Raw genomic sequence first — 24,440 nt, 5'->3', positions numbered from 1 at the left:
CTGCGCTCCACTTGAAAGTCGCTCCGTCAGGGCACCGGCAATCTCCGCCAATCCATTGCCCCAGGACAACCATCGCCGGATCGTCACTCGGTGTTTCACGTGAAACCTGGTCGGGTGGATTTGGCGGTTGCTTTGACGTTACCGCGACGTGAAGGCACGACTCCACCACCTCACCCTCAAACTCCACCGCCCCCTTTTCCATCTCGGCGGCGCCAGCGGACTTCAATGCAGGACGCAGTTGAGAGATCGAACGCACTAGTAGTGGGATTGGCGGAGCTCTGACGGAGTGACTTTGCGGTGGAGCACAATCAGTGTGCCAACAATCAATGACCACTGCCCGGACGGATGAGAGCACGTCACCTGATTGCAGGGACGCGGTGTTTCTGCTTCCTTATTCCCCCCCCCCCCGCTCTACGTGAAAACCTCGGAAGCAAAAGCGACGCTACAAAATCGAAAGCACCTTCTGGCATCGCACTTTGAAACCCGCATATCCACAGGCGCCTTCTTACCCCGAAAATCGCTTTCGGGAATTTGCTTTTCTGTGGATAACCTCAAATGTCATTTCCTTGAGATTCTCGAAAATATCGCCAAACCCCTTATTGCGGCAGTGCGCCATGGATTTTGCAGCGCTGCAAATATCCACAAGCAACTGTGAATAAGTGAGTCCACCGGTGCAGTGCATGGCACCCCTCTCTTCTTCAAAAAATAGGGGCAGATAACAGTCGCCGACGGGAGCCGGTCAACCTCCGAAAATGAAAAAGCCCGCCAAACTGGCGGGCTCTCCGGGGGTACCAACGCGACAAGCGACGCCCTTCAGGCAGCCTTCTTCGCCAGCCCCAGATACGTTTCGATGACTTTAGGATTGTTGGCCAGTTCTTGCGCCGGGCCTTCCAACGCGAGTTCGCCCGTCTCGATGACGTAACCGTAATCGGCCACCTGCAACGCCGCGCGAGCGTTCTGTTCGATCAGCAGCGTGGCCACACCGGTGTTACGCAAGTCGCTGATGATGTGGAAGATTTCCTTGACGATCAGTGGCGCCAGCCCGAGGCTGGGCTCGTCAAGCATCAGCAATTGCGGCTTGGCCATCAATGCACGGCCCACCGCGAGCATTTGGCGCTCACCGCCTGACAAGGTCCCCGCTTGCTGCTTCTGGCGCTCTTTGAGACGCGGAAACAGGGCGTAGACGACTTCCATCTGGTCCAGGAAGTTCTTCTCCCCCGCCCGCTTGCGACGGTACGCCCCCAGCAACAGGTTGTCCTCGACGGTCATTGTCGAGAACAACTCGCGCTTTTCCGGCACCAGGCACATGCCGCGGGCCACGCGGGCTTCGATGCCCAGCGCCGACATCTCGTGACCGAGATACGCGACGCTCCCACGGCTGGAGCCGTTGTGCGGCAATGCCCCCATGATGGCGTTGAGCATGGACGACTTGCCCGCGCCGTTCGGACCGATCACGGTGACGATCTGGCCCGCCCCCACCCGCAGATGCGCACCGTGCACCGCTTCGACTTTGCCGTACGCCACGGCGAGGTCCTTGACCTCCAGAATCGCGTCTGCCATCACTCCACTCCTCCCAGGTACGCTTCGAGCACTGCCGGGTTCTTCTGCACGTCTTCGGGCAGGCCTTCGGCGATCTTGGTACCGAACTCCATCACGACGAGGTGATCGGTCAGGTTCATCACGAAGTCCATGTCGTGCTCGACCAGCAGCACGCTCATCCCTTCGTCCTTGAGCTTCTTGAGCAAATCGGCCAGCGCCTGCTTCTCTTTGTAGCGCAGGCCGGCTGCCGGCTCGTCGAGCAACAGCAACGTGGGATCGCACGCCAATGCGCGTGCAATTTCCAGAATACGCTGCTGGCCCAACGCGAGACTGCCCGCCTCGTCATACATGTGCGCGCCGAGACCCACACGCTCGATCTGCCGCTTGGCTTCGTACAGCAACATGGCTTCTTCCTGACGATCAAGACGCAGCACGCTGGACCACACGCCGCCCTGGGGACGTCGACGCAGCCCGTTCTTGTCTCGCAGATAGGCGCCAATCGCAACGTTCTCGAGCACGCTCATCTGCGGCATCAAGCGCACGTGCTGGAATGTACGGCCAATACCGCGCTTGACGATTTCGCGCGACGGCAGCCGGTCGATTCGCTCGCCGAGGAAGGAGATCTCGCCGCGGGTGGCCTGCAGCACGCCGGTCACGAGGTTGAACGTGGTCGACTTGCCCGCGCCGTTCGGCCCGATCAGCCCCACGATCTCGCCTGCTTTGACCTGGAAGGAGACGTCGTTGACCGCTACGAGGCCGCCGAACTCCTTGCGCGCCTTGTCCAGCGTCAGCACCACTTCGCCAACCGCCGGCTTGGCACGATGACCCAGCGGATCCGCTTGCTCCGGCGCCTTCGCGACACGACGCGCCGGGAAGATCTTGCCGAAGAAGGGCCACACGCCGTCGCGCGCATATTGCAGCAGCAGCACCAGCAACACGCCAAAGACGATGGTCTCGAAGTTGCCGTTCGCACCCAACAGCATCGGCAGGATGTTCTGGAGGTAGTCCTTGAGCACGGTCAGGATCGCCGCGCCGAGCACCGCGCCCCACACATGCGAGACGCCCCCCACCACGGCCATGAACAGGTATTCGATGCCGTGGTTCAGGTTGAACGGCGTCGGGTTCACGGCGCGTTGCAAATGCGCATACAACCAGCCCGAGATGGCGGCGAGCACGGCGGCGTACACGAACACGACCACTTTCATCCACGCGGTGTTCACGCCCATCGCCTCGGCCATCACGCCACCGCCCTTGAGCGCACGAATGGCGCGGCCAGGACGCGAATCAAGCAGGTTCTTGACCGATACCACCGCCAGCACCACGACGATCCAGATCAGGTAGTACATCTGACGCCCGCTCGCCAATTCCTTGCCGAAGAGGCTGATCGTCGGGATATCGTTCAGACCGTCGTACTTACCCAGGAACTCGAGGTTGCCGAACAGGTAGTACAGCGCCAGGCCCCATGCAATCGTGCCCAGCGGCAGGAAGTGGCCCGACAGGCGCATGGTGATCGCGCCAATGACAAGCGCTGCCGCCGCGGTGATGATCACCCCGACGATCAGGCCGAGCCACGGCGACGCGCCATAGGCAGTCGTCAGATAGGCCGTCGCGTAGGCGCCCAGACCGACGAATGCCGCCTGTCCGAACGACGTCATCCCCGCCACGCCCGTCAACAGCACGAGACCAATGGCCACAATGCTGTATAGACCGATGTAGTTGAGCAGCGTTACCCAGTACTCGGGCAAACGCACGGGTGCAGGCAGCACCGGCAACACGGCCAGCACCACCAGGAAAATCAGGAAGTATTTGTTTTTCATTCTGTGGTCCGCCCCGGCTTATTCCTCGTCTTCTTCCACATGCTTGCTTGTGAGCGACAGCCACAGCAGCACGGGAAGGATCAGCGTGAAGACGATGACCTCTTTGTACGCACTCGCCCAGAACGATGAGTACGACTCCAACAGGCCGACCAGAATGGCGCCCAGCGCCGCAACCGGATAACTCACCAGACCGCCGATGATCGCGCCCACGAAGCCCTTGAGGCCGATCAGGAAGCCCGACTCGTAATAGATCGTCGTGATCGGTGCGATCAAGATGCCGCACAGCACGCCCAGCACGGCCGCCAGCGTGAACGCCAGACGCCCCGCCTGCACCGTGCCGATGCCCACGAGCCGCGCGCCCAGCCGGTTCACGGCCGTCGCACGCAACGCCTTGCCCGAGAGCGAACGGTCGAAGTAGAAGTACAACGCCAGGATCATCACGACCGAGACACCCAACACCCACAGGCTCTGGCCAGACACCATGACGGAGCCGATGTTGAAGTTGGCGTCGGAGAATGCCTGCGTGCGCGAGCCTTCCGCCCCGAACATCACGAGCCCCAGCCCCGTCAGCGCGAAGTGCACGCCCACGGAGACGATCAGCAGCAACAGCGTGCTCGCCTCCGCCAGCGGCTGGTACGCGAGACGATAGAGCATCGGCCCCATCGGCACGACGAGCAACATCGTGAGCGCGATTTGGACGAGCATCGGCAGATTCATCGGTGCCAACGCCCTGACGACGAAGAACGCGGCAATCGGAAACACCAGGTACTTGCCCGCAAGCGTCGGCACCAAGCGCCCCGCCAGCTTGCGACGCTCGCTGTGACGCAAGACGCCCGCCGTCTCCACGACGAACGTACATACGCCCATCGCCACAAGCATCCAGCTCGTCAGCGGAAACTTCTGGGTTTGCAGTGCCGCCAGCGTAAGCGCGCCATACGACACGAACTCGCCCTGCGGAATGAAGATGACGCGAGTGACGGAGAACACCAGCACCAGTGCCAATGCCAGCAAGGCATAAATCGCACCCGTGGTGATGCCGTCCTGCGCCAGGATGGCTGCAATCGAAAGATCCATGCTCCTCTCACTTCGTTTGAGTACTTCTTGAGCCGACTGGCGAGACAGCCGGTGTGATGCACGGCGCAGCGCGCTGCCACCCCGTTCCCCTTCATATCCCTACGCCCCCACGGTCCCCGTGTGACAGCGCACAGAATTATGTATTGTATAAATCATTATGCATTGGTAAAACTCGGGCGACTACTGAGTCATCGACGTCTTTCGAGTGACGTCGCTGCCTGCCATGTCGTCCTCGCCACCCGCGCCCGGCATGCACCGGCCATCATCGCAATACCAGGCGTCCCGAAAACGGTCATTCCGCCACCTTCCGGCGGCGACGCGGCTTGGCCGGCAGCGATGGCGCAGCGGCCAGCACCTCCGGCGGCAGGGCCTCGCACACGACGTCGAGCAGCCGGTAGATCTCGGCGAGCGTGTCTCGCCCGACCTTGTCTTCCAGATAGCGATAGCGCGCCTCGACCAGCGGACCGAGCTTCTTGCATAGTGCGCGGCTCGATGGCGTGAGCGACACCATCACGCGACGCTGATCGACTGCCATCCGACGGCGAATGATGAGGCCCGACGCCTCCATGCGCTCCAGCATGCCGGACAGGCTCGGGCTGAGGATGCAGCACTCCCGTGCGACCTGCCCGATTTCCATTTCCCCGGATTCGCTATCGTTGACGGCCCTTATGACACGCCATTGTTGTTCCGTGATGTCATAACGATTGAGCAAGGGTCGGAACAACCCCATTGCCGCTTCCCGCGTCTGTAACAACACCAACGATAGGTTGCGGTGTTCGAATTCACCCGTCATGGATTTACGCTCGAAAGGATCGGCCGGCCAGCCCCCCGGCGGCGGCGATCAGGTTGGGACAATGCGGCCTCTCAGGTGCCGCTCGCAAACGCATGTCCTGCCGTCTCTTTGCGAAGCGCGAAACTACCACGCTCAAAAAAAACGGGCGCGAACGCCCGTTCTTCCGGCCCGGTCGGTCCAACCGGGCGCCGATACCGCAGATCCATCGGAGGTGACAGCGGGGCATGCCTGTGAGCTATAGGCAGCCCCCGCGCCCATCAGTTCGCCAATTTCCACTTGCCGTTGACGATTTCCACCATCACGCGCGAGCGCTGGTCCAGGCCGTTGTGGTCCTTCGCGCTCATGTTGAAGATGCCCGCGGTGCCCGGCATGTCCTTGACGTTCTCCAGGGCCTCGCGCAATGCCGCGCGGAACTCGGCCGTGCCCGGCTTGGCCTTCTTCAGCGCAACGGGAATGGCCCGCTGCAGCAACAGACCGGCGTCCCAGGCGTGACCGCCGAAGGTCGAGATGGAGCCCGCGCCGTATGCCTTTTCATACACGACCTTGTAGGCAGCGGCCGACTTCTTCACCGGATTGTCGGCAGGCAGTTGGTCGACGACGAGCAGCGGGCCCGCCGGCAGGTAAGTGCCGTCGCAATCCTTGCCGCAAACGCGCAGGAAGTCGTTGTTGGCTACACCGTGGGTCTGATACAGCTTGCCCTTGTAGCCACGCTCCTTGAGCGTGCGCTGCGGCAGCGCTGCCGGCGTACCTGAACCAGCGATCAGCACGGCATCCGGATTGGCCGCCATGATCTTGAGGACCTGGCCCGTGACCGACGTGTCGGCACGATTGAAGCGCTCATTGGCCACGACCTTGATCTTGTTCAGATCGGCAGCCTTCTGGAACTCCTTGTGCCAGCCTTCGCCGTAGGCGTCGGAGAAGCCGATGAACGCGACCGTCTTCACGCCGTTGTCGGCCATGTGCTTGGCAATGGCGGTGGCCATCAGAATGTCGTTCTGCGGGGTCTTGAACGACCAGGCGCGCTTGGCGTCCACCGGTTCGACAATGGCAGCGCCCGCGGCCATCGAGATCATCGGGGTCTGCGTCTCTGCCGCCACGTCGACCATCGCCAGGGAGTTCGGCGTGACCGTCGAGCCGAGCACGGCGTCAACGTGGTCTTCGCTGATCAGCTTGCGCATGTTCTTGACGGCCGTCGTGGTGTCGGTCGCGTCGTCGAGCAGGATGTACTGCACCGACTGGCCGCCGATCGTCTTGGGCAGCAGCGAAATGGTGTTCTTCTCGGGAATGCCCAGCGAAGCCGCTGGACCGGTCGCCGACAGCGACACGCCAATCTTCACCTGGGCGCTCGCAACGCCCGTAGCCAGCATCATCGCCGACGCCACGCACAGCAACTTCAGTTTCATTTGGGTCTCCTCGCAAAAATTTTGAATTCGTTGTTCTGACCATTGTTGAACCCGCCGGCCCGATATTAACCGACCGCGCAGTCGGCAAATTGTCGCTCATCTTACGGGCACCGGCGCCTTCTCGTAAAGTGCGGTTTCCCCACCTGTGGCTTCAACCGCAACGGCTCACGTCCGAACGGCGCCCGGCGCCGCCCTCACGGCCCTTCACGACCCTCCCCCCCCTTCACCCGCAATGCCGCACTTACCCACGCGCGATGCTGCCCGGTCTCCCGTCAGCCGCGAAGCAATGCGTCATAGCCGGTCTTCACGATCAGCACGGCGAGCACATACAGGAACATGCGTCGCACGAAACCCACGCCGCGCTTGAGCGCGAGCCGGCTGCCCACCTGACTGCCCAGCACGTTCATGACCGCCATGCCGAGGCCAACCTGCCACGCAACGTGCCCGCCCATGCCAAACAGCCACAGCGCGGCCAGGTTGGTCGCCACGTTCACGATCTTCGCAGACGCCGAGGCGTTGACGAAGTCCTGACCAAACAGGCGGACAAACAGGAAGACGAGGAAGCTGCCCGTGCCGGGGCCGAAGAAACCGTCGTAGAAGCCGATGGCGCCGCCCACGGCGATCGCCATGAGGGTCACCCCCACCCCACCCGTCACAGGGGCGTGAACCGTCCCGAAATCCTTCTTGCGCAGGGTGTAGATCGCCACGCCGGTCAGCACGAACGGCAGCAGCTTGCGAAGCACGTCGGCCGGCACATGGGAGACGGCGTACGCACCGCAAAACGAAAACAAGAAGGCGGCGACGGTGGCCGGCAACAGAATGGCCCAGCGCAGTTGAACGCCGCGCGCGTAGCGCAGCGCAGCCGATGCCGTGCCCCAGATACCGGCCAGCTTGTTGGTACCGAAAAGCAACGGCGGCGCCGCGTTCGGGAAGACGGCGAAAAGCGTCGGTACGGAGATCAGCCCGCCACCTCCGACCACCGCATCGACCAGACCGGCCACAAACGCCCCGACCGCGAGCATCAGCCAATCGGTCAGCGCCCAACTCGTCAACATCCGTCCCCCCTATCGGCAAACAGGTGTTTTTCGGGACGTGCTCCGATCGCCGCAAGGACACGCCGGACATGGGCGCGCAAAAGTGCTGAAGGAGGAACGTGAGGGGGGCGGGGCATGCGACCAGGACTGTCGGGGGACGAGAATCGGGCTTCTGCGGATGACGGCCTCGCACTGCGGCGAAGCCCAATATAAAAAGCGCTGTTGGAGTTCTCTCCAACAGCGCTTCCTTTTTGGCGGTGCGCGTTATCGCGCTTATTGTCTCCTCGATCCTCGCCCCTATATCCTGCCGTGACGCGAATTGAAGGAGAGAATAAAGGAGCACCCGATGCACCACAAGTCAGCATTTACCCCTACGGATTAGGTTTTTTCCGACACGCGTGCGCCAGGGTGAAGAGCGGGCGCCCCAAGCCGGTGCGCCCGCGCCTCCGTCAAGAAGGTTGCGCCGTGGTGCGCGCAGGGCGGAATAACCGGCTCCGCGCCACCAGCTCGCCCACCAGACCGCGGCGGAAGGCCAGCACGCAGATGATGAAGATCACCCCGATGACGATCGTCACCGACTCGCCGAGCGTCTGGAACCAGGTCACGCCCGTGGCCGTCGCGAGCCAGTCGCCGATGTCGCCGAGCTTGTTCTCCAGCACGACGATCACCACCGCGCCCACCACCGGCCCAAACATCGTGCCCAGCCCACCCACCAGCGTCATCAGGATCACCATGCCCGACATCGTCCAATGCACGTCCGTCAGCGTCGCGAAGCCCAGCACCAGCGTCTTGGTCGAACCGGCCAGCGCGGCAAGCGTGGCCGACAGCACGAACGCGAGCAGCTTGAAGCGATCGACGTCGTAACCGAGCGAGATGGCGCGCGGCTCGTTCTCCTTGATCGCCTTGAGCACCTGACCGAAGGGCGAATGCACGACACGCATGATGAGCAGGAAGCCCAACGCGCAAATGGCCAGCACCACGTAATACAGCGTGAGGTCGGAATCGAGCGGCAGCAGGCCAAAGAGGCTACCGCGCGGCACGCCTTGCAGGCCGTCCTCGCCACCGGTGAACGGCGCTTGCAGGCAGAGGAAGTACAGCATTTGCGCCAACGCCAGCGTAATCATCGCGAAGTAGATGCCCTGCCGCCGGATCGCCAGCACCCCCATGACGAGGCCAAGCAACGCCCCGGCCGCCACGCCCGCAATGATGCCGACTTCCGGCGTGAACCCCAGATTGCGCACCACATAACCGGTGACGTAGCCCGCGCTGCCAAAGAACGCGGCATGGCCGAACGACAGCAGACCCGTAAAGCCGAGCAGCAGGTTGAACGCACAAGCGAACAGCGTGAAGCACAGCACCTTCATGATGAATACCGGATACGCACCGGCGAACGGCGCGACGATCAGCGCCAGTAGCAAGAGGGAATAAAGCACCCGTTGTTGCGTCTCTTGTTGCATGGTTCCGCCCCTTACTTTTGTTTGCCGAACAACCCTGCCGGGCGCAGCAGCAACACGATCACCATGATGACGAACACCACGGTCGCAGACCCTTGCGGGTAGAACACCTTGGTAAAGCCTTCGATGATGCCGAGCATCAGACCGGTCAGGATAGAACCCATGATGGAGCCCATACCACCGATCACGACCACCGCGAACACGGTGATGATCATCGACTGCCCCATGAGCGGCGAGATCTGGATAACGGGCGCGGCGAGCACGCCCGCAAACGCGGCGAGCGCCACCCCGAAGCCATACGTCAGCGTAATCATGAGCGGCACGTTCACACCAAACGCTTCCACCAGCTTCGGGTTTTCGGTCCCCGCGCGCAGATACGCACCGATCTTGGTCTTCTCGATCACGAACCACGTTGCGAAGCACACCACGAGCGAAGCCACCACCACCCACGCGCGATAGTTCGGCATGAACATGAAGCCGAGATTGGTCGCGCCGGAGAGCATGTCGGGGGCGTCGAAGGGCTGCCCCGACACGCCGTAGATCGAACGGAAGACGCCCTCGAGCACGAGCGTGATGCCGAACGTCAGCAGCAGGCCGTACAGGTGATCGAGCTTGTAGATCCAGCGCAGCATGGTGCGCTCGATGACGATACCGATGATGCCCACCACGACGGGGGCGAGAATCAACATGACCCAGTAATTGAGGCCGAGATAGTTGCCGCCCATCCAGGCGAGCATGGCCCCCAGCATGAACAACGCGCCGTGCGCGAAGTTGATCACGTTGAGCAGGCCGAAAATCACCGCCAGGCCGAGGCTCAGCATGGCGTAGAACGAGCCGTTCACCAGTCCCAGCAGCAGTTGGCTCAACAGCGCCGGCAGGGGGATGCCTAGTAATTCCATCGAAATCGATTCTCTGCGAGAAAGGTCGCGACGGGACACGCGTCCCGCCGCTTTCGGAGCATCGTGCTAACGGCGCTTACTTCTTCCAGATCGGACAGGTCGACTCTTGCGGCGTGGTGAATGCCTTGTCACCCGGAATTGTGGCGACGATCTTGTAGTAGTCCCACGGCGCCTTCGATTCCTGCTTGGTCTTGACCTGCATCAGGTACATGTCGTGGATCATCGAGCCGTCCTTGCGGATGTAGCCCTTGCTGAACATGTCGTCGATCTTGATCTTGTGCAGTTCGTCCATCACCTTGTCGGCGTCGGTCGAGCCCGCGGCCTGAACCGCCTTCAGATACGTCATCGTGGCCGAATAGTCGCCGGCCTGCAGGCTCGACGGCATCTTCTTCATCTTGTCGAAGTAACGCTTGGAGAAGGCACGCGTCTTGTCGTTCTTGTCCCAGTACCAGCTATCGGTCAAGTACATGCCGCCGGTGTTATCCAGCCCCAGCGAGTGAATGTCGTTGATGAACACGAGCAGACCGGCGATCTGCATCTTGCCCTTGATGCCGAACTCCTTCGCGGCCTTGATGGCGTTGACCGTGTCGCCGCCGGCATTGGCCAGACCCAGCACCTGGGCGCCCGACGCCTGCGCCTGGAGCAGATACGACGAGAAGTCCGAGGCCGAGAGCGGATGCCGCACCTCGCCCTTCACCGTGCCGCCGTTGGCCTTGACCACATCGGCCGTGGCCTTCTCCAGCGCGTGGCCGAACGCATAGTCGGCCGTCAGGAAGAACCACGACTTGCCGCCGGCCTTCACGACGGCCGAGCCGGTGCCACGCGCCAGTGCGACGGTGTCATAGGCATAGTGCACGCCGTACGGCTGGCACTGATCGTTGGTCAGGGCGTCCGAGCCGGCGCCCACGTTGATGTAGACACGTTTCTTCTCGGCCGAGACCTTGTTCATCGCGAGGCCAGTCGCCGAGTTCGTGCCGCCGATCAGCATGTCCACGCCATCACGGTCGAACCATTCGCGCGCCTTGGACGCTGCGACGTCCGCCTTGTTCTGGTGATCGGCGGTGACCAGCTCGATCGGCTTGCCGAGGACCTTGCCGCCGAAGTCGGCGATGGCCATCTTGATGGCTTCCGCCCCGCCCGGCCCGTCGATGTCGGTATACAGGCCCGACATATCGGTAATGAAACCGATCTTCACTGCATTGCCGTCGGCATGGGCCTGTGAGGCCATCGCCGCAAAACCGAACGCAGCCGCAACGGCCAACGCCTTCATCCGCATCGTCATCTTTGTCTCCTTCATGGATTGGATTGCCTGGTTTCATCGCCCGGCAAGCCTGCGCGCCGGGCAACTCACCTCATACCCCTAACAACTCGTGCAGCACCGGCATCTTCGCCTCCAGCTCCGGAGCGCCGAAGCGCTCCACGATCTTGCCGTGCTCCATCACATAGAAGCGATCGGCCAGCGGAGCCGCAAAACGGAAATTCTGTTCCACCATCACGATGGTGTAGCCCCGCGCCTTGAGCGTGGTGATCATGCGTGCCAACGTCTGCACGATCACGGGCGCGAGCCCTTCGGAGATCTCGTCGAGCAACAGCAGATTCGCACCGGTGCGAAGAATGCGCGCCACCGCCAGCATCTGCTGTTCGCCGCCCGACAGGCGCGTGCCGGGACTGTGGCGACGCTCCTTCAGGTTGGGGAACATGTCATAGATTTCGTCGAGCGACATTCCGCGCCCGCCGTCGTCGCGACGATTGCCTCGCACACCGATATAAGGGGGCAGCAACAGGTTTTCCTCGCACGACAGGCTCGCGAAAATGCCCCGCTCCTCGGGGCAGTAGCCCACGCCATGGTGCGCAACCTTGTAGGTCGGCAGGTGAATGGTCTCCTCGCCGCCGATCCGGATCGAGCCCTGACGCTGGCCAGTCAGGCCCATGATGGCGCGCAGCGTGGTGGTGCGCCCGGCGCCGTTGCGTCCGAGCAGCGTCACGACCTCGCCGCGGCCGACCGCCAGATCCACCCCGTGCAGGATGTGCGATTCGCCGTACCAGGCCTGCAGTCCTTCGACTTCGAGTGCGGGCACATTCGCGCCACCATTACCGCCGCCGTTACCGTACATAGACGTCCTCACCCGTGCGCTCCCTGCAATTCGCCGTCCGCGGTGCCCATATAGGCTTCCATCACCTGCGGATTCTTCGAGACTTCGTGATACGGCCCTTCGGCGAGCACCTCGCCACGCTGAAGCACGGTGATGGTGTCGGAAATGCCGGCGATCACGTTCATGTTGTGCTCGACCATCAGGATCGTGCGACCGGCCGACACTTTCTTGATGAGCGCGGTGACACGATCCACGTCTTCGTGGCCCATGCCTTGCGTCGGCTCGTCGAGCAGCATTAGTTCGGGCTCCATGGCAAGCGTCGTGGCGATCTCGAGAGCGCGCTTGCGCCCGTAGGGCAGCTCCACGGTCAGCGTATCGGCGAATTCGGTCAGGCTGACTTCCGCGAGCAATTCCATGGCACGGGCATCGAGCTGATGCAGCGAACGGCTGCTGCGCCAGAAGTGGAACGCGGTGCCGAGGTTGCGTTGCAGGCCGATGCGCACGTTCTCGAGCACGGTGAGGTGCGGGAAGACGGCGGAGATCTGGAACGACCGGATGATGCCGCGTCGCGCGATTTGCGCGGGCGCTTCGCGTGTGATGTCTTCACCGTTGAACGTGATGGTGCCGGCGCTGGGCACGAGGAACTTGGTGAGCAGGTTGAAGCAGGTCGTCTTGCCGGCGCCGTTAGGCCCGATGAGTGCGTGAATGGTACCGCGCGCGACGCGCAGGTCGACCCCGTTCACGGCGGTGAAGCCACGAAACTCTTTCGTGAGTCCGCGGGTCTCGAGAATGTAATCGTTGTTCGCCATGTCTCCTGCCACATTCCTGGTTGGCGGTGCGAGGCAAATGACCGCCTCGGCACCATCGTCTGTGACAACCGCGAGGCAGGCGGACATCGCTGTGGGTGGCGTCGTCGGCGAGGTGCCCCGCGTCCCGGGGTGTGTCGCCGAATTCTTGGTCCGGTCGCACACTGGGAACCGATATTGTGTGGGGTTTGCTGCAACGCGATCATTGGGATTTGCACTAGGCTTCGCGTCTACCGAAACGCGCATGCGCACACGCTTTGGAGACCCTTCGATCGCGGCGCGAACACGTCCCAAACCCCTTATGGCATAAGGCTTTTACCGCGCCCGCAAATAAGCGTCCGGGCCCGTTTGACGATGCCCCGCCGTGGGTCGCGCAACCGACATTAGGTATTACTACGTAAGTTTTAAGGTAAATATCCGGAAATCCGGAAAGTGCGCCTGGCGCCGTCATCATCGGATTTTCACCAAACTACGCCGCGTCGCTTCGTGACAGCATCGAACGCTCTCCCCGGAAGAGATTCGAAATGCGCAGCGCGGAAGTCCTTTGGCTCACCAGTTCACTCACGGCGATCAGCGCGCTGCTGCTCGATGTCACATTGCCCGCGTTCGGAGCCATGGCGCTCGACTTTCGGATCGACGTCCGCGCCATCGCCGCCATCGTCGGCCATGTGGTGCTGACACTCTCAGGACTGCAATTGATCGTCGGCCCGATGTCCGATCGCTTCGGTCGAAAGCGCGTGCTGCTCGGCAGCCTGATGCTTGCGAGCATGGGTGCCGTCGGCAGCGCATGCGCCACGACGTACGAGATCCATTTCGCCTTTCGCATCGTTCAGGGCGCAGGCTGCGCGGGCTTCGCGCTTTGCCAGGCTATTCTGCAAGACGCCTTCCCCGGCGAGACCGGATGGCGCGCGCGCATTTTCACCCTCACGTTCGCGGGTGTCTGCCTCGCGCTCGCCCCACTTGTGGGCGTGGCATTGACGCAGGCCGCCGGCTGGCGTGCCATTTTCTGGTCCTTCGCAGGACTGGGCGCCCTGACGGGCTTTGTCACAGCGGTTCGATTCCCGGCATCGACGCCGCAAGCGCATTCCGGCCTCGCGCAATACGTTCGGCTGTACGCACAAATGCTGCGGCATCGCCAGTTCATGATCTACGCCAGCCAGGCCGCGATGGCCTTCGTCTGCCACTTCTCGTTCATCATGCTCTCCCCGGCGATCTTCATCGACGACCTCGGGTATTCAGCGAGCGCCTATGGGCAGATGCTCGCCATCTACGGGTTGACCTACGTGGCGGCTGGCTTCGCGGCAGGACGCATGGCCCGCGTGCGTGACGCGCGCGATCAAATCCGCACGGGATTCATGCTGCTGGCGATGGCGGGTGGACTGATGGCATCGCTGGGAGTCCTGATTGGAATACATGTCGTCACCGTACTCATCCCCATGCTGATCGTCACGTTCGGCGCAGCCGCAGTGCGTCCCGCCAGCACAACGCTCGCGATGGCCCGCTTCGAGACGCACGCCGGCACGGCAGCGGCCATGATAGGGGCCATCCGCTTCACGATGGCGGGCACCCTGACGCTCGTCATCACGGCCGTCGATCTGCCACGACTCGCGATACTCGCCAGCCTGCTGATCACGTGCTCGCTCACCGCCCTGCTTTGCGCGCCGCGCGAATCATGTCGCTCGCGCGCTCGGCGATCATGATCGTCGGCGAGTTCGTGTTGCCCGACGTGATGACCGGCATGACCGACGCATCGACCACGCGCAGGTTCTGCACGCCGCGCACGCGCAACTGCGCATCGACGACCGCCTGGGGGTCGTTGGCTCGGCCCATGCGACACGTGCCCACCGGATGGAAGATCGTCGTGCCGATGTCGCCCGCCGCGCGCTTCAACTCCGCGTCGGTCTGGACCGATGGCCCCGGCAAATATTCGCGCGGTTCATAGCGCGCGAACGCCGGTGCGCCCACGATGCGGCGCGTCAATTTGATGGCATCCGCCGCCACGCGCAAATCCGCTTCCGTCGACAGATAATTCGGCGCAATGCTCGGCGCAACGCGCGCATCAGGTGAGCTCAGATGGACACCGCCACGCGACGTCGGCCGCAGATTGCACACCGACGCCGTGAACGCATTGAACTTGTGCAACGGTTCGCCAAAGCGCTCCAGCGACAACGGCTGTACGTGATACTCAAGATCGGGGCGCGCCATATCCTCATGACTGCGAACGAACGCCCCCAATTGCGACGGTGCCATGCTCATCGGTCCGCGCTGCGCAAACGCATATTGCATGCCGATCTTCAGCTTGCCGAACCAACTGTTGGCGGTGAGATTGAGCGTCGGCACCCCGCGCAACTTGTACACCGTGCGCAATTGCAGATGGTCTTGCAGGTTCTCGCCCACGCCCGGCAGGTCCGAGACGACGTCGATCCCGAAACCGCGCAGACGCTCGCCATCGCCAATGCCCGAGACCTCCAACAGATGCGGCGAATTCACCGCCCCTGCCGCAAGAATCACTTCGGCACCCGCCAGCGCCGTGAAGTCCTCATTGCCGCCGCGATACGCCACGCCTGTACAGCGTGTGCCGTCGAACAGCAAGCGACTCACACTCGCGCCCGTGATGATCGTCAGGTTCGGCCGCTGCGACGCCGGACGCAAGAACCCCTTGGCCGCACTCCAGCGCACACCGCGCCGCTGATTCACTTCGAAATAGCCAATGCCGAAGTTGTCGCCCTGATTGAAGTCGTCCGTCTTGGGGATACCCACCTGCTCGGCGGCGTCCGCAAACGAATCGAGCACGCGCCACGACAGGCGCTGCTTCTCGACACGCCATTCGCCCCCGCTGCCGTGAAACGCCGTACCGCCCTTGTAGTGATCCTCGCTGCGCTTGAAGAGCGGCAGCACGTTGTCCCACCGCCAGCCATCGTCACCGGTGGCGTCGGCCCACACATCGTAATCCTCACGCTGTCCGCGCATGTAGATCATGCCGTTGATCGACGAGCTGCCGCCCAGCACCCGCCCACGCGGATACGCGAGCGAACGCCCGTTCAGCCCTGCCTCGGCCTGCGTGCGATACAGCCAGTCGGTGCGCGGATTGCCGATGCAGTAGAGATAGCCGACGGGAATGTGAATCCAGTGATAGTCATCCTTGCCGCCCGCTTCGAGCAACAGCACGGTGACGTCGGGGTCCTGCGTGAGGCGATTGGCCAGCACGCAACCGGCCGAGCCGGCCCCCACAATGATGTAATCGAAGCGATCCGGCTTCGCTGCCTGCTTGTTCATTCCCGCCTGTCTCCGTCGATGGCGCAGCACTCGCCATGGTGCGGTGCCAACACTGGTGCGGCACCCGAGTGGGATGGACTGTCGCCACCCGCACCGGGTTCATTTTTGTCATCAGGTCCGACATCCGGCGCGACACCCCGGTGCGCGCCGATACGCACGGCACTCGATTATTTCGCCACCGGCATCGTGAATTCCGCCCCCTTGGCGATGCTGTCCGGCCAGCGCTGCATCACACTCTTGAAGCGCGTGTAGAAACGAATGCCCTCCTCGCCATACGCGTGATGATCACCAAACAGCGAACGCTTCCAGCCGCCGAACGACTGCCACGCCATCGGCACCGGAATCGGCACATTGATGCCCACCATGCCGACCTTCACCTGACGCGAGAACGCGCGCGCCACGCCACCGTCGCTGGTGAAGCACGAAACGCCATTGCCATATTCGTGCCCATTGACCAGGTCGATGGCCGCCGCAAGATCCGGCACACGCACCACCGCCAGCACCGGCCCGAAGATCTCTTCCCGATAGATCGTCATTTCGGGCGTGACGTGATCGAACAGCGTCCCGCCGAGGAAAAACCCCTGCGCGTGGCCCGGCACCTGCAATCCGCGGCCGTCGACCAGCAGCTTCGCGCCAGCGCTCACCCCATCGGCAATATAGCCCTCGATCTTCGCCTTGTGCGCCCCCGTGACGACCGGCCCCATTTCCGAGGCCTCGTCGACCCCCGGCCCCACGCGCAACGCCTTCACACGGGGCACCAACGCATCGACCAGACGATCCGCCACCTGGCCCACGGCCACCGCGACCGAAATCGCCATGCAGCGCTCGCCCGCCGACCCGTAGGCCGCACCGATCAGCGCGTCAACCGCCTGATCGAGATTCGCGTCGGGCATCACCACCAGGTGATTCTTCGCGCCGCCGAGCGCCTGCACTCGCTTGCCGTGACGCGTGCCTTCCGTATAGATGTACTCGGCAATCGGCGTCGAACCGACGAACGACAGGGCGTCGACGTCAGGATGCGCCAGCAGCGCGTCGACTGCGACCTTGTCCCCTTGCACCACGTTGAAAACGCCATCGGGCAGCCCCGCTTCGCGCAGCAACTCGGCGATCAGCAAGCTGGCCGACGGGTCGCGCTCGGACGGCTTGAGCACGAACGTATTGCCACACGCCAGCGCCATCGGGAACATCCACATCGGCACCATCACGGGGAAGTTGAACGGCGTAATGCCCGCACATACGCCAACGGGCTGACGCAGATGCCAGTTGTCGATACCGCCGCCGATGTTGTCGCTGTGCTTGCCCATGAGCAGGCTCGGCGCACCGCAGGCGTATTCCACGACTTCGATACCGCGCGTGACTTCGCCGCGCGCGTCGGAGAACACCTTGCCGTGCTCGCGCGTGATAATGCGTGCCAGTTCGTCCTGATGTTCGTCGAGCAACGCCTTGAACTTGAAGAGCACCCGGGCGCGCTTGAGCGGCGCCGTGTCCGCCCACGATGGCAGCGCAGCCTTGGCCGCCGCCACCGCGGCGTTCACGTCGTTGACACCCGCCAGCGCCACGCGCGCACTCACGGTGCCGAGCGCCGGATCGAAAACGTCGCCAAAACGCTCGCCCTCGCCCGCTACGCGGCGACCGCCGATGAAGTGTTGCACCGTCGGAATATCAGCATTGCTCATGTTCGTCTTTCCCCAATCCGGCCCGGTCCGTGACACGGTCCCCGCCTGTTTCGCCAGACGCTCGCCCCACGGCTCACGCCACATCAAGCCCCAAGCGTACTGCTGCGCACCGACACAATCCAATGAGAAATTATCAAAAGCAATATAAGATTCACTTATGTTGCTCTCCCTTTCTCGATAATCCACGCCTCGGGCGCCGCCCGTGAATGTCCTCCATGGAACTCGCCCATCTTCGCGCGTTTGTCGCCATCGCCCACGAGGGCAACCTCACGCGCGCCGCGCAACGCCTGCATCTGACGCAACCGGCGGTCAGCCTGCAGGCGAAGGCGCTCCAGGAGGCGCTGCGGCTCACCCTCTTCACACGCACGGCGCAGGGGTTGGCGCTCACGCGCGACGCACAGGCCCTGTTGCCGCTGGCCGAGCGCATGCTCGCCGCGCTGGCCGATCTGCAGCAGGCGGCCGGTGCGATGCGCGACACGGTGCGGGGACGGCTGCGCATTGGCACGATTCTCGACCCCGAATTCACCCGGCTGGGCGCCTTTCTCAAACGGCTGGTCGAGTCATATCCGCAGATCGAAACGGCGCTGCGTCAGGGGATGTCCGGCTCGGTGCTGCAACAACTGGGGCGCGGCGAACTCGACGTCGGCTTCTATCTCGGCCTGCCTGACCCCGAGCGCTTTCACGCCATCACGCTCACGCCGTTCTCGTATCAGGTGCTGGCGCCCGCCGGCTGGCGCGAGCGCGTGGCCCGGCGCGGATGGCGCGAACTCGCCGCGTTGCCGTGGATCTGGACGCCCCCCGAATCGGCCCACAACCGCCTGCTCTCTGAACGCTTCGGCGCTCTGGGCGTGTCGCCCACGAAGGTGGCGGAAGTGGATCAGGAGCCGTCGATGCTCGATCTGGTGAAGTCGGGCGTCGGGCTGTCGCTCGTGCGCGACTCGATCGCGTTGCGCGAGGCGCACGCCCACGGTCTGGTGATCGCCGACGGCGTGAGTGTGCCGACGGAGCTCACGTTCGTCACGCTGGCCTCGCGACGCGACGAACCCGCCATCGCCGCCGCCTTGCAATTGGTGACGGCGGTCTGGGCCTGAGCGCGCGAGCAACGGCTACGGCACGCCCTCGCCCAACGCCAAACGCCCGACGCCCCGCGCCCTCTACCCCCGGTTGGGGCGCATAATTCGTGGCTCGGGCCATCGGGTTCCAAACCTTCGAAAAGCCCCCCCTGTCCCGCGATTCACGCCCACGTCGTGGCGCATCCCGGAAGACGCTGCCATGCCGGATCCCGGTGAAAGCTCTAGAATTTAACTCTGTCTTCGAGGAGTCGATCATGTCTGTGAGAATGGAACGCGATACCTTCGGCGAAATTGCGGTACCCGCCGATCGTCTCTGGGGTGCGCAAACGCAGCGCTCGCTGCAGAACTTCAAGATTTCCACCGAGAAGATGCCGCGCGAACTCGTGCGCGCGCTCGCTCGCGTGAAGCGCGCCGCCGCCGAGGTCAACAAGGGCCTGGGCGTGCTCGACGCGAAGAAGGCCGACGCGATCATCCAGGCCGCCGACGAAGTCATCGCCGGTCAGCATGACGACGAATTCCCGCTGGCCGTGTGGCAAACCGGCTCGGGCACGCAGTCGAACATGAACATGAACGAAGTGCTCGCGAACCGCGCCAGCGAACTGCTCGGCGGCGTGCGCGGCGAAACGCGTCTCGTGCACCCCAACGACGACGTGAACAAAGGCCAGTCGTCGAACGACGTCTTCCCGACGGCCATGAGCGTGGCCGCCCTCGACGCCCTCGTCAATCACCTGAAGCCCGGGGTCGGCCAACTGCGCGACACGCTCGCCGCCAAGGCCCGCGCTTATGACGATATCGTCAAGATCGGCCGCACCCACCTCCAGGACGCCACGCCGCTCACGCTCGGCCAGGAAATCTCGGGGTGGGTCGCGCAGATCGACCACGGCCTGAAGCACGTCGACGACGCCCTGCCCCACGTGGCGGAACTCGCGCTCGGCGGCACGGCTGTGGGCACCGGCCTGAACGCGCATCCGGAATTCGCCAGGCAAGTAGCCGCCACGCTCGCGCGCGACACCGGCCTGCCGTTCGTCACCGCGCCGAACAAGTTCGAAGCGCTGGCCGCCAACGACGCCATCGTCAACGCGCACGGCACGCTCAAGACGCTCGCCGCCAGCCTGATGAAGATCGCCAACGACGTGCGCTGGCTGGCCAGCGGCCCGCGCTGCGGCATTGGCGAGCTGATGATTCCGGAAAACGAACCGGGCAGCTCGATCATGCCGGGCAAGGTCAATCCGACCCAATGCGAAGCGATGACGATGCTGTGCGCCCAGGTGCTCGGCAACGACGTGGCGATCAACATCGGCGGCTCGATGGGCAACTTCGAGCTGAATGTGTTCAAGCCGATGCTCATCCACAACTTCCTGCAAAGCGTGCGCGTGCTGGCCGACGGTGCGGTGAGCTTCGACGACAACTGCGCCATCGGTATCGAACCGAACCGTGCGCGCATCGGCACGCTGCTCGAAGAGTCGCTCATGCTCGTGACCGCGCTCAACCCGCACATCGGGTACGACAAGGCCGCGCAGATCGCCAAGAAGGCGCACAAGGAAGGCACCACGCTCAAGGCGGCCGCCCTCGCGTTGGGCCACGTCACGGCCGAGCAGTTCGACGCCTGGGTTCGCCCCGAGCAAATGGTCGGCAAGCGCTGATTTCGCGCGCGCCCTCACCCGTCACTTCGTCACCACGCATGCCCATCTCGCCGTTGCCGCCGCTGCATTGCCTGATCGCTTTCGATGCAGCCGTGCGGCACGCGAGCTTCACGCGGGCCGCCGTCGAACTCAATCTCACACAAAGCGCCGTGAGCCGGCAAATCGCGCAGCTCGAGGAATTCCTCGGGCGCGCGCTGTTCACGCGCGAGCATCGCACGCTGCGCCTGACGGTGGCCGGGCAACGCTACGCCGAACAGATCCAGCGCCTGCTCGGCGAGTGCGCCGAAGCCACCGCCGACCTGATGAAGCGGCGCGGCGATCTGGAACTCACCGTGGCCTGCTCGTCGGGCGTGGCGGTGTTGTGGATGACGCCCCAACTCATGCGATTTCGCGCCGCGCACCCCGACATCAAGATTCGCGTGATCGTGAAAGACGGCATGACGTCGCTGTCCGCGTCGGAGTTCGATCTGGGCGTCTATTACGTGCGTAACGACCTGCCCCCGGACTTCGCCGGTCGGCGGCTCTTCGACGAGGAAGTGTTTCCCGTCTGCTCGCCCACTTATTTGCGCGGGCGCCAGCTCACGCCGGCCGATCTCGTCGGCGAGACGCTGCTCTTCATCGAAGACGGCCAGCGCAAGTGGATGTCATGGACCGACTGGTTCGAGCTGCAGGGGGTGAACGCACCGAAGTTTCCGCGCATGGTGAGCGCGAACTACTACCCGCTACTCGTGCAGATGGCGATCGAGGGTGGCGGTTTGGTCATGGGATGGCGCCACATGATCGATCCGTGCCTCGACGCGGGCCTGCTCGTGCAGGCGTGCCATGCGACCGCCAGCCTGGGCGGCGGCTACTATCTCGTATGGCCTGCCGAGCGCCACGAGCATGCTGCGGCGCGAATTTTCCGCAACTGGATCTACACGGAATATTGTTCCCCATCATAGGGGTTACGCCATCTTTCGGACCGTTGCCATGCGCCACACGCATGGCAACATGCAGAATTTTCGTTTGGCCTGTCATTTTGTCTGCACTACTTTGTGTCTTATCCGCGCACGTGTGCCGATCCCGATGGGAGCGCAGACGTGATCCGACATAAAAGCAGGCGTATTACCGGTATGACGTAGTCGCAAGGCACGCAACGGACGCCACCCATCTTTCGGGAGACTCAGATGCAGGCGACTTTGGCAGTGCCTCAACAGAACCTGGCCCGTCAGCGCCGTCACGCGATCGTGGCGACGGTGATCGGCAACGGTCTCGAGTGGTTCGACTTCACCGTGTACAGTTTCTTCGCGGCCATCATCGCGAAGCAATTCTTCCCCACCGGCGACGATCTGTCGTCGTTTCTGCTGGCCGTGGCCACGTTCGGCGTGGGCTTCTTCATGCGCCCGGTCGGCGGCATCGTGCTCGGCATCTATTCCGACCGCGTGGGCCGCAAGGCGGCCCTGTCGCTCACCATTCTGCTCATGGCCGCCGGCACCGCGATGATCGGCCTGGCCCCGACCTACGATCAGATCGGCCTGGGCGCGCCCCTCATCATCGTGCTGGCGCGTTTGCTGCAAGGCTTCTCGGCCGGCGGCGAAATGGGCGGCGCAACGGCCTTCCTGACCGAGTACGCGCCCGCCAATCAGCGCGCCTATTACTCGGCCTGGATTCAGTCGAGCATTGGCTTCGCCGTGCTGCTCGGCGCGGCCGTGGGCACGTTCGTGACAACGGAACTCGATCACGCCTCGCTCGTGTCCTGGGGCTGGCGCGTGCCGTTCCTCGTGGGCATGCTCATCGGCCCGGTCGGCTTCTACATCCGTCACAAGATCGACGAAACGCCGACGTTCCAGCACGCCGAGAAGTCCGATACGCCGTTGCGCGACGTGCTCTCGCAGTATCCGCGCGAGACACTCGCCAGCTTCTCCATGGTTGTGCTGTGGACGATCTGCACTTACGTGCTGCTGTTCTACATGCCGACGTATGCCCAGCGCGTGCTCAAGCTGCAGGCCTCCGATGGCTTCACGGCGGGCATGGTCGGCGGCGCGATGATTCTCGTGTTCGCGCCGGTGGTGGGACGTCTGGCGGATCGCTACGGACGCCGTCCGTTCCTGTCGGGATCGGCCCTGCTGATCCTGCTGCTGGCATGGCCGATGTTCACGTACCTGAACGTGGCCCCTGGCCTGCACTCGCTGCTGATGTTCCAGATCGTGTTCGGCCTGCTCATCGCTTGCTATACCGGCCCGATTCTCGCGGCGTTCTCCGAGATGTTCCCCGCGAAGGTGCTCTCGACGGGTCTGTCGGTAGCCTATAACTTCGCGGTGACGATCTTCGGCGGCTTCGCCGCGCTCATCATCACGTGGCTGATTGCCCGCACGGGGAGCAACATGGCGCCTGCTATCTACGTGATCGTCGCGGCGGCCATCAGCCTCGTCGGCACGTGCTTCGTGAAGCCGCTGCCCAAGGCCTGAGTCCCCTGTCGCCCGGGCGCGCCCTCACCGGCGCGCCTTATGCATTTTTTCAAGGAATCCCCCCATGTCCGTTACCCTGCTTCGCGGCGGCAATGTGCTCGATGCAGCCGCCGGCCGCTTGCTCGAGCGTCACGATGTCGTTATCGAAGGCAATCGCATTGCGGCGCTCAGCGCCACGCCGCTCGACATCGACGGCGCGACGGTGATCGACGTCACCGGCAAGACCGTCATGCCCGGCATGATCGACTGCCACGTGCACGTGCTTGCTTCGCATCCCAACCTCGGCACGAACACCAGCCAGCCGAACGTGCTCACCGTACTCAAGTCGCTGCCGATCATGCAGGGCATGCTCAATCGCGGCTTCACCACCGTGCGTGACGCCGGCGGCGCCGATTGGGCGCTGCAACAGGCCATCGAGCAGGGTGTGATTCCGGGGCCGCGCATTTTCCCGTCGGGCAAGGCGCTCTCGCAGACGGGCGGACATGGGGACTTCCGTCCCCGCAGCGACACGCTCGAGCCGTGCTCGTGCGCGTTTCGCGCGGGGGCGATCGGGCGCGTCGTCGATGGCGTCGATCCGATCCGCCTCGCCGTGCGCGAGGAGATTCAGAAGGGCGCCACGCAGATCAAGCTGATGGCCTCGGGGGGCGTGGCGTCGCCGGTCGATCCCATTGCCAACACGCAATACTCGGAAGACGAGATCCGCGCCGCGGTCGCGGAAGCGGAGGCGGCGCAAACCTATGTGATGGCCCACGCCTACACCCCGCGGGCGATTGCCCGCGCTGTGCGCTGTGGCGTGCGTACCATCGAGCACGGCAATCTTTGCGACGCCGAGACGGCAAAGCTCATGGCGGAGAAAGGGGCTTATGTGGTGCCGACGCTGGTCACCTACGACGCGCTGGCCAAGGACGGCGCGTCGCTGGGCCTGCCGCCGGAGTCGGTGGCCAAGGTAGAGAGCGTGCAGCGCGCCGGTCGCGAATCGCTTACGATCTATCGCGACGCCGGCGTGAAGATGGGCTTCGGCTCCGACCTGCTCGGCGACATGCACAAGTACCAGTCCGACGAGCTGACGATCCGTGCCGACGTGCTGGGGGCCGCCGAAGCGCTTCGCTCGGCGACGGTCATCGGTGCGGAGATTCTGAATCGCGCGGGCGAGCTGGGTGTGATCGCACCGGGCGCGCTGGCCGACGTGCTGGTCGTCGAGGGGAATCCGCTCGAATCCATCGAGGTGCTGACCGGCCAGGGCGAAAACATCCGCTGGGTCTTCAAGGACGGCAAGGTCGCCAAGCAGCCGGAATAACCGCAATCACCGGAGCCGCCGCCCGGCAACCCGCGCAAGCGCGTTCGCGGTGAGCGGAAAGCGAAGCGCCGCGATGTCTCGCACATCGCGGCGTTTTTTTGTTGCGTAAGCAGTCG

General features: G+C 63.6%; 19 protein-coding genes. 6 read left to right on the top strand and 13 right to left on the bottom strand.

Annotation, left to right across the window (positions count from 1 at the left end; all coding sequences use genetic code 11):
- Positions 1–813 precede the first annotated feature (813 nt).
- The 11 genes from PCE31106_RS16470 to PCE31106_RS16420 all read right to left on the bottom strand — a co-directional run bounded on the left by PCE31106_RS16470 (position 814) and on the right by PCE31106_RS16420 (position 12,915).
- Positions 814–1,560 (bottom strand): ABC transporter ATP-binding protein, encoded by a 747-nt coding sequence (locus PCE31106_RS16470; RefSeq protein WP_017233829.1) that lies wholly within the window; start codon positions 1,558–1,560, stop codon positions 814–816.
- On the bottom strand, positions 1,560–3,356 hold the full coding sequence (locus PCE31106_RS16465) for a branched-chain amino acid ABC transporter ATP-binding protein/permease (RefSeq protein ID WP_017233830.1): 1,797 nt from the start codon (positions 3,354–3,356) through the stop codon (positions 1,560–1,562). The genes PCE31106_RS16470 and PCE31106_RS16465 overlap by 1 nt, the downstream gene beginning before the upstream one ends.
- 18 nt (positions 3,357–3,374) lie before the next feature.
- On the bottom strand, positions 3,375–4,430 hold the full coding sequence (locus PCE31106_RS16460; RefSeq protein WP_017233831.1) for a branched-chain amino acid ABC transporter permease: 1,056 nt from the start codon (positions 4,428–4,430) through the stop codon (positions 3,375–3,377).
- 292 nt (positions 4,431–4,722) lie between these two features.
- Positions 4,723–5,223 (bottom strand): homoprotocatechuate degradation operon regulator HpaR, encoded by a 501-nt coding sequence (gene hpaR, locus PCE31106_RS16455; RefSeq protein WP_150564007.1) that lies wholly within the window; start codon positions 5,221–5,223, stop codon positions 4,723–4,725.
- 257 nt (positions 5,224–5,480) lie between these two features.
- Positions 5,481–6,626, bottom strand: a complete 1,146-nt coding sequence (locus PCE31106_RS16450) for an ABC transporter substrate-binding protein (protein WP_017233833.1) — start codon at positions 6,624–6,626, stop codon at positions 5,481–5,483.
- 272 nt (positions 6,627–6,898) lie between these two features.
- On the bottom strand, positions 6,899–7,681 hold the full coding sequence (locus PCE31106_RS16445) for a TSUP family transporter (protein ID WP_150564006.1): 783 nt from the start codon (positions 7,679–7,681) through the stop codon (positions 6,899–6,901).
- A gap of 428 nt (positions 7,682–8,109) precedes the next feature.
- Positions 8,110–9,117: a branched-chain amino acid ABC transporter permease gene (locus PCE31106_RS16440; protein ID WP_150564005.1), complete on the bottom strand. Its 1,008-nt coding sequence runs from the start codon at positions 9,115–9,117 to the stop codon at positions 8,110–8,112.
- An 11-nt stretch (positions 9,118–9,128) separates the two neighbouring features.
- Positions 9,129–10,013, bottom strand: a complete 885-nt coding sequence (locus tag PCE31106_RS16435; protein WP_017233836.1) for a branched-chain amino acid ABC transporter permease — start codon at positions 10,011–10,013, stop codon at positions 9,129–9,131.
- Between the two features lie 76 nt (positions 10,014–10,089).
- Positions 10,090–11,289: an ABC transporter substrate-binding protein gene (locus PCE31106_RS16430; RefSeq protein WP_130028023.1), complete on the bottom strand. Its 1,200-nt coding sequence runs from the start codon at positions 11,287–11,289 to the stop codon at positions 10,090–10,092.
- A gap of 76 nt (positions 11,290–11,365) precedes the next feature.
- Positions 11,366–12,127: an ABC transporter ATP-binding protein gene (locus PCE31106_RS16425; protein ID WP_130028024.1), complete on the bottom strand. Its 762-nt coding sequence runs from the start codon at positions 12,125–12,127 to the stop codon at positions 11,366–11,368.
- Between the two features lie 8 nt (positions 12,128–12,135).
- Positions 12,136–12,915, bottom strand: a complete 780-nt coding sequence (locus PCE31106_RS16420; RefSeq protein ID WP_017233839.1) for an ABC transporter ATP-binding protein — start codon at positions 12,913–12,915, stop codon at positions 12,136–12,138.
- 521 nt (positions 12,916–13,436) lie between these two features.
- Between PCE31106_RS16420 and PCE31106_RS16415 the strand changes: the two genes are divergently transcribed.
- A complete protein-coding gene (locus PCE31106_RS16415) occupies positions 13,437–14,612 on the top strand; it encodes an MFS transporter (protein ID WP_150564003.1) in 1,176 nt (391 codons plus the stop codon).
- Here PCE31106_RS16415 and PCE31106_RS16410 read toward each other — a convergent pair.
- On the bottom strand, positions 14,554–16,188 hold the full coding sequence (locus PCE31106_RS16410; RefSeq protein WP_150564002.1) for a GMC family oxidoreductase: 1,635 nt from the start codon (positions 16,186–16,188) through the stop codon (positions 14,554–14,556). The genes PCE31106_RS16415 and PCE31106_RS16410 overlap by 59 nt on opposite strands.
- Before the next feature lie 167 nt (positions 16,189–16,355).
- On the bottom strand, positions 16,356–17,864 hold the full coding sequence (locus PCE31106_RS16405) for a CoA-acylating methylmalonate-semialdehyde dehydrogenase (protein ID WP_150564001.1): 1,509 nt from the start codon (positions 17,862–17,864) through the stop codon (positions 16,356–16,358).
- Between the two features lie 215 nt (positions 17,865–18,079).
- Here PCE31106_RS16405 and PCE31106_RS16400 point away from each other — a divergent pair, with 215 nt between their 5' ends.
- From PCE31106_RS16400 to PCE31106_RS16380, 5 genes are all read left to right on the top strand, one after another.
- Complete coding sequence (locus PCE31106_RS16400; RefSeq protein ID WP_017233843.1) at positions 18,080–18,955, top strand: LysR family transcriptional regulator; 876 nt, start codon at positions 18,080–18,082, stop codon at positions 18,953–18,955.
- 236 nt (positions 18,956–19,191) lie between these two features.
- Positions 19,192–20,580 (top strand): class II fumarate hydratase, encoded by a 1,389-nt coding sequence (gene fumC / locus PCE31106_RS16395; protein WP_254441097.1) that lies wholly within the window; start codon positions 19,192–19,194, stop codon positions 20,578–20,580.
- Between the two features lie 38 nt (positions 20,581–20,618).
- Positions 20,619–21,521, top strand: a complete 903-nt coding sequence (locus PCE31106_RS16390) for a LysR substrate-binding domain-containing protein (RefSeq protein ID WP_017233845.1) — start codon at positions 20,619–20,621, stop codon at positions 21,519–21,521.
- 225 nt (positions 21,522–21,746) lie between these two features.
- A complete protein-coding gene (locus PCE31106_RS16385; RefSeq protein WP_017233846.1) occupies positions 21,747–23,027 on the top strand; it encodes an MFS transporter in 1,281 nt (426 codons plus the stop codon).
- A gap of 64 nt (positions 23,028–23,091) precedes the next feature.
- Entirely contained in the window at positions 23,092–24,324 is a 1,233-nt protein-coding gene (locus PCE31106_RS16380) for a metal-dependent hydrolase family protein (RefSeq protein WP_150564000.1), read from the top strand.
- The last annotated feature ends 116 nt before the right edge of the window (positions 24,325–24,440 follow it).

The sequence above is a fragment of the Pandoraea cepalis genome, from assembly GCF_902459665.1.
GTDB lineage: Bacteria > Pseudomonadota > Gammaproteobacteria > Burkholderiales > Burkholderiaceae > Pandoraea > Pandoraea cepalis.
Note: the sequence above shows the minus strand (reverse complement) of the source record. Positions and strands in the feature narration are given on the sequence as shown.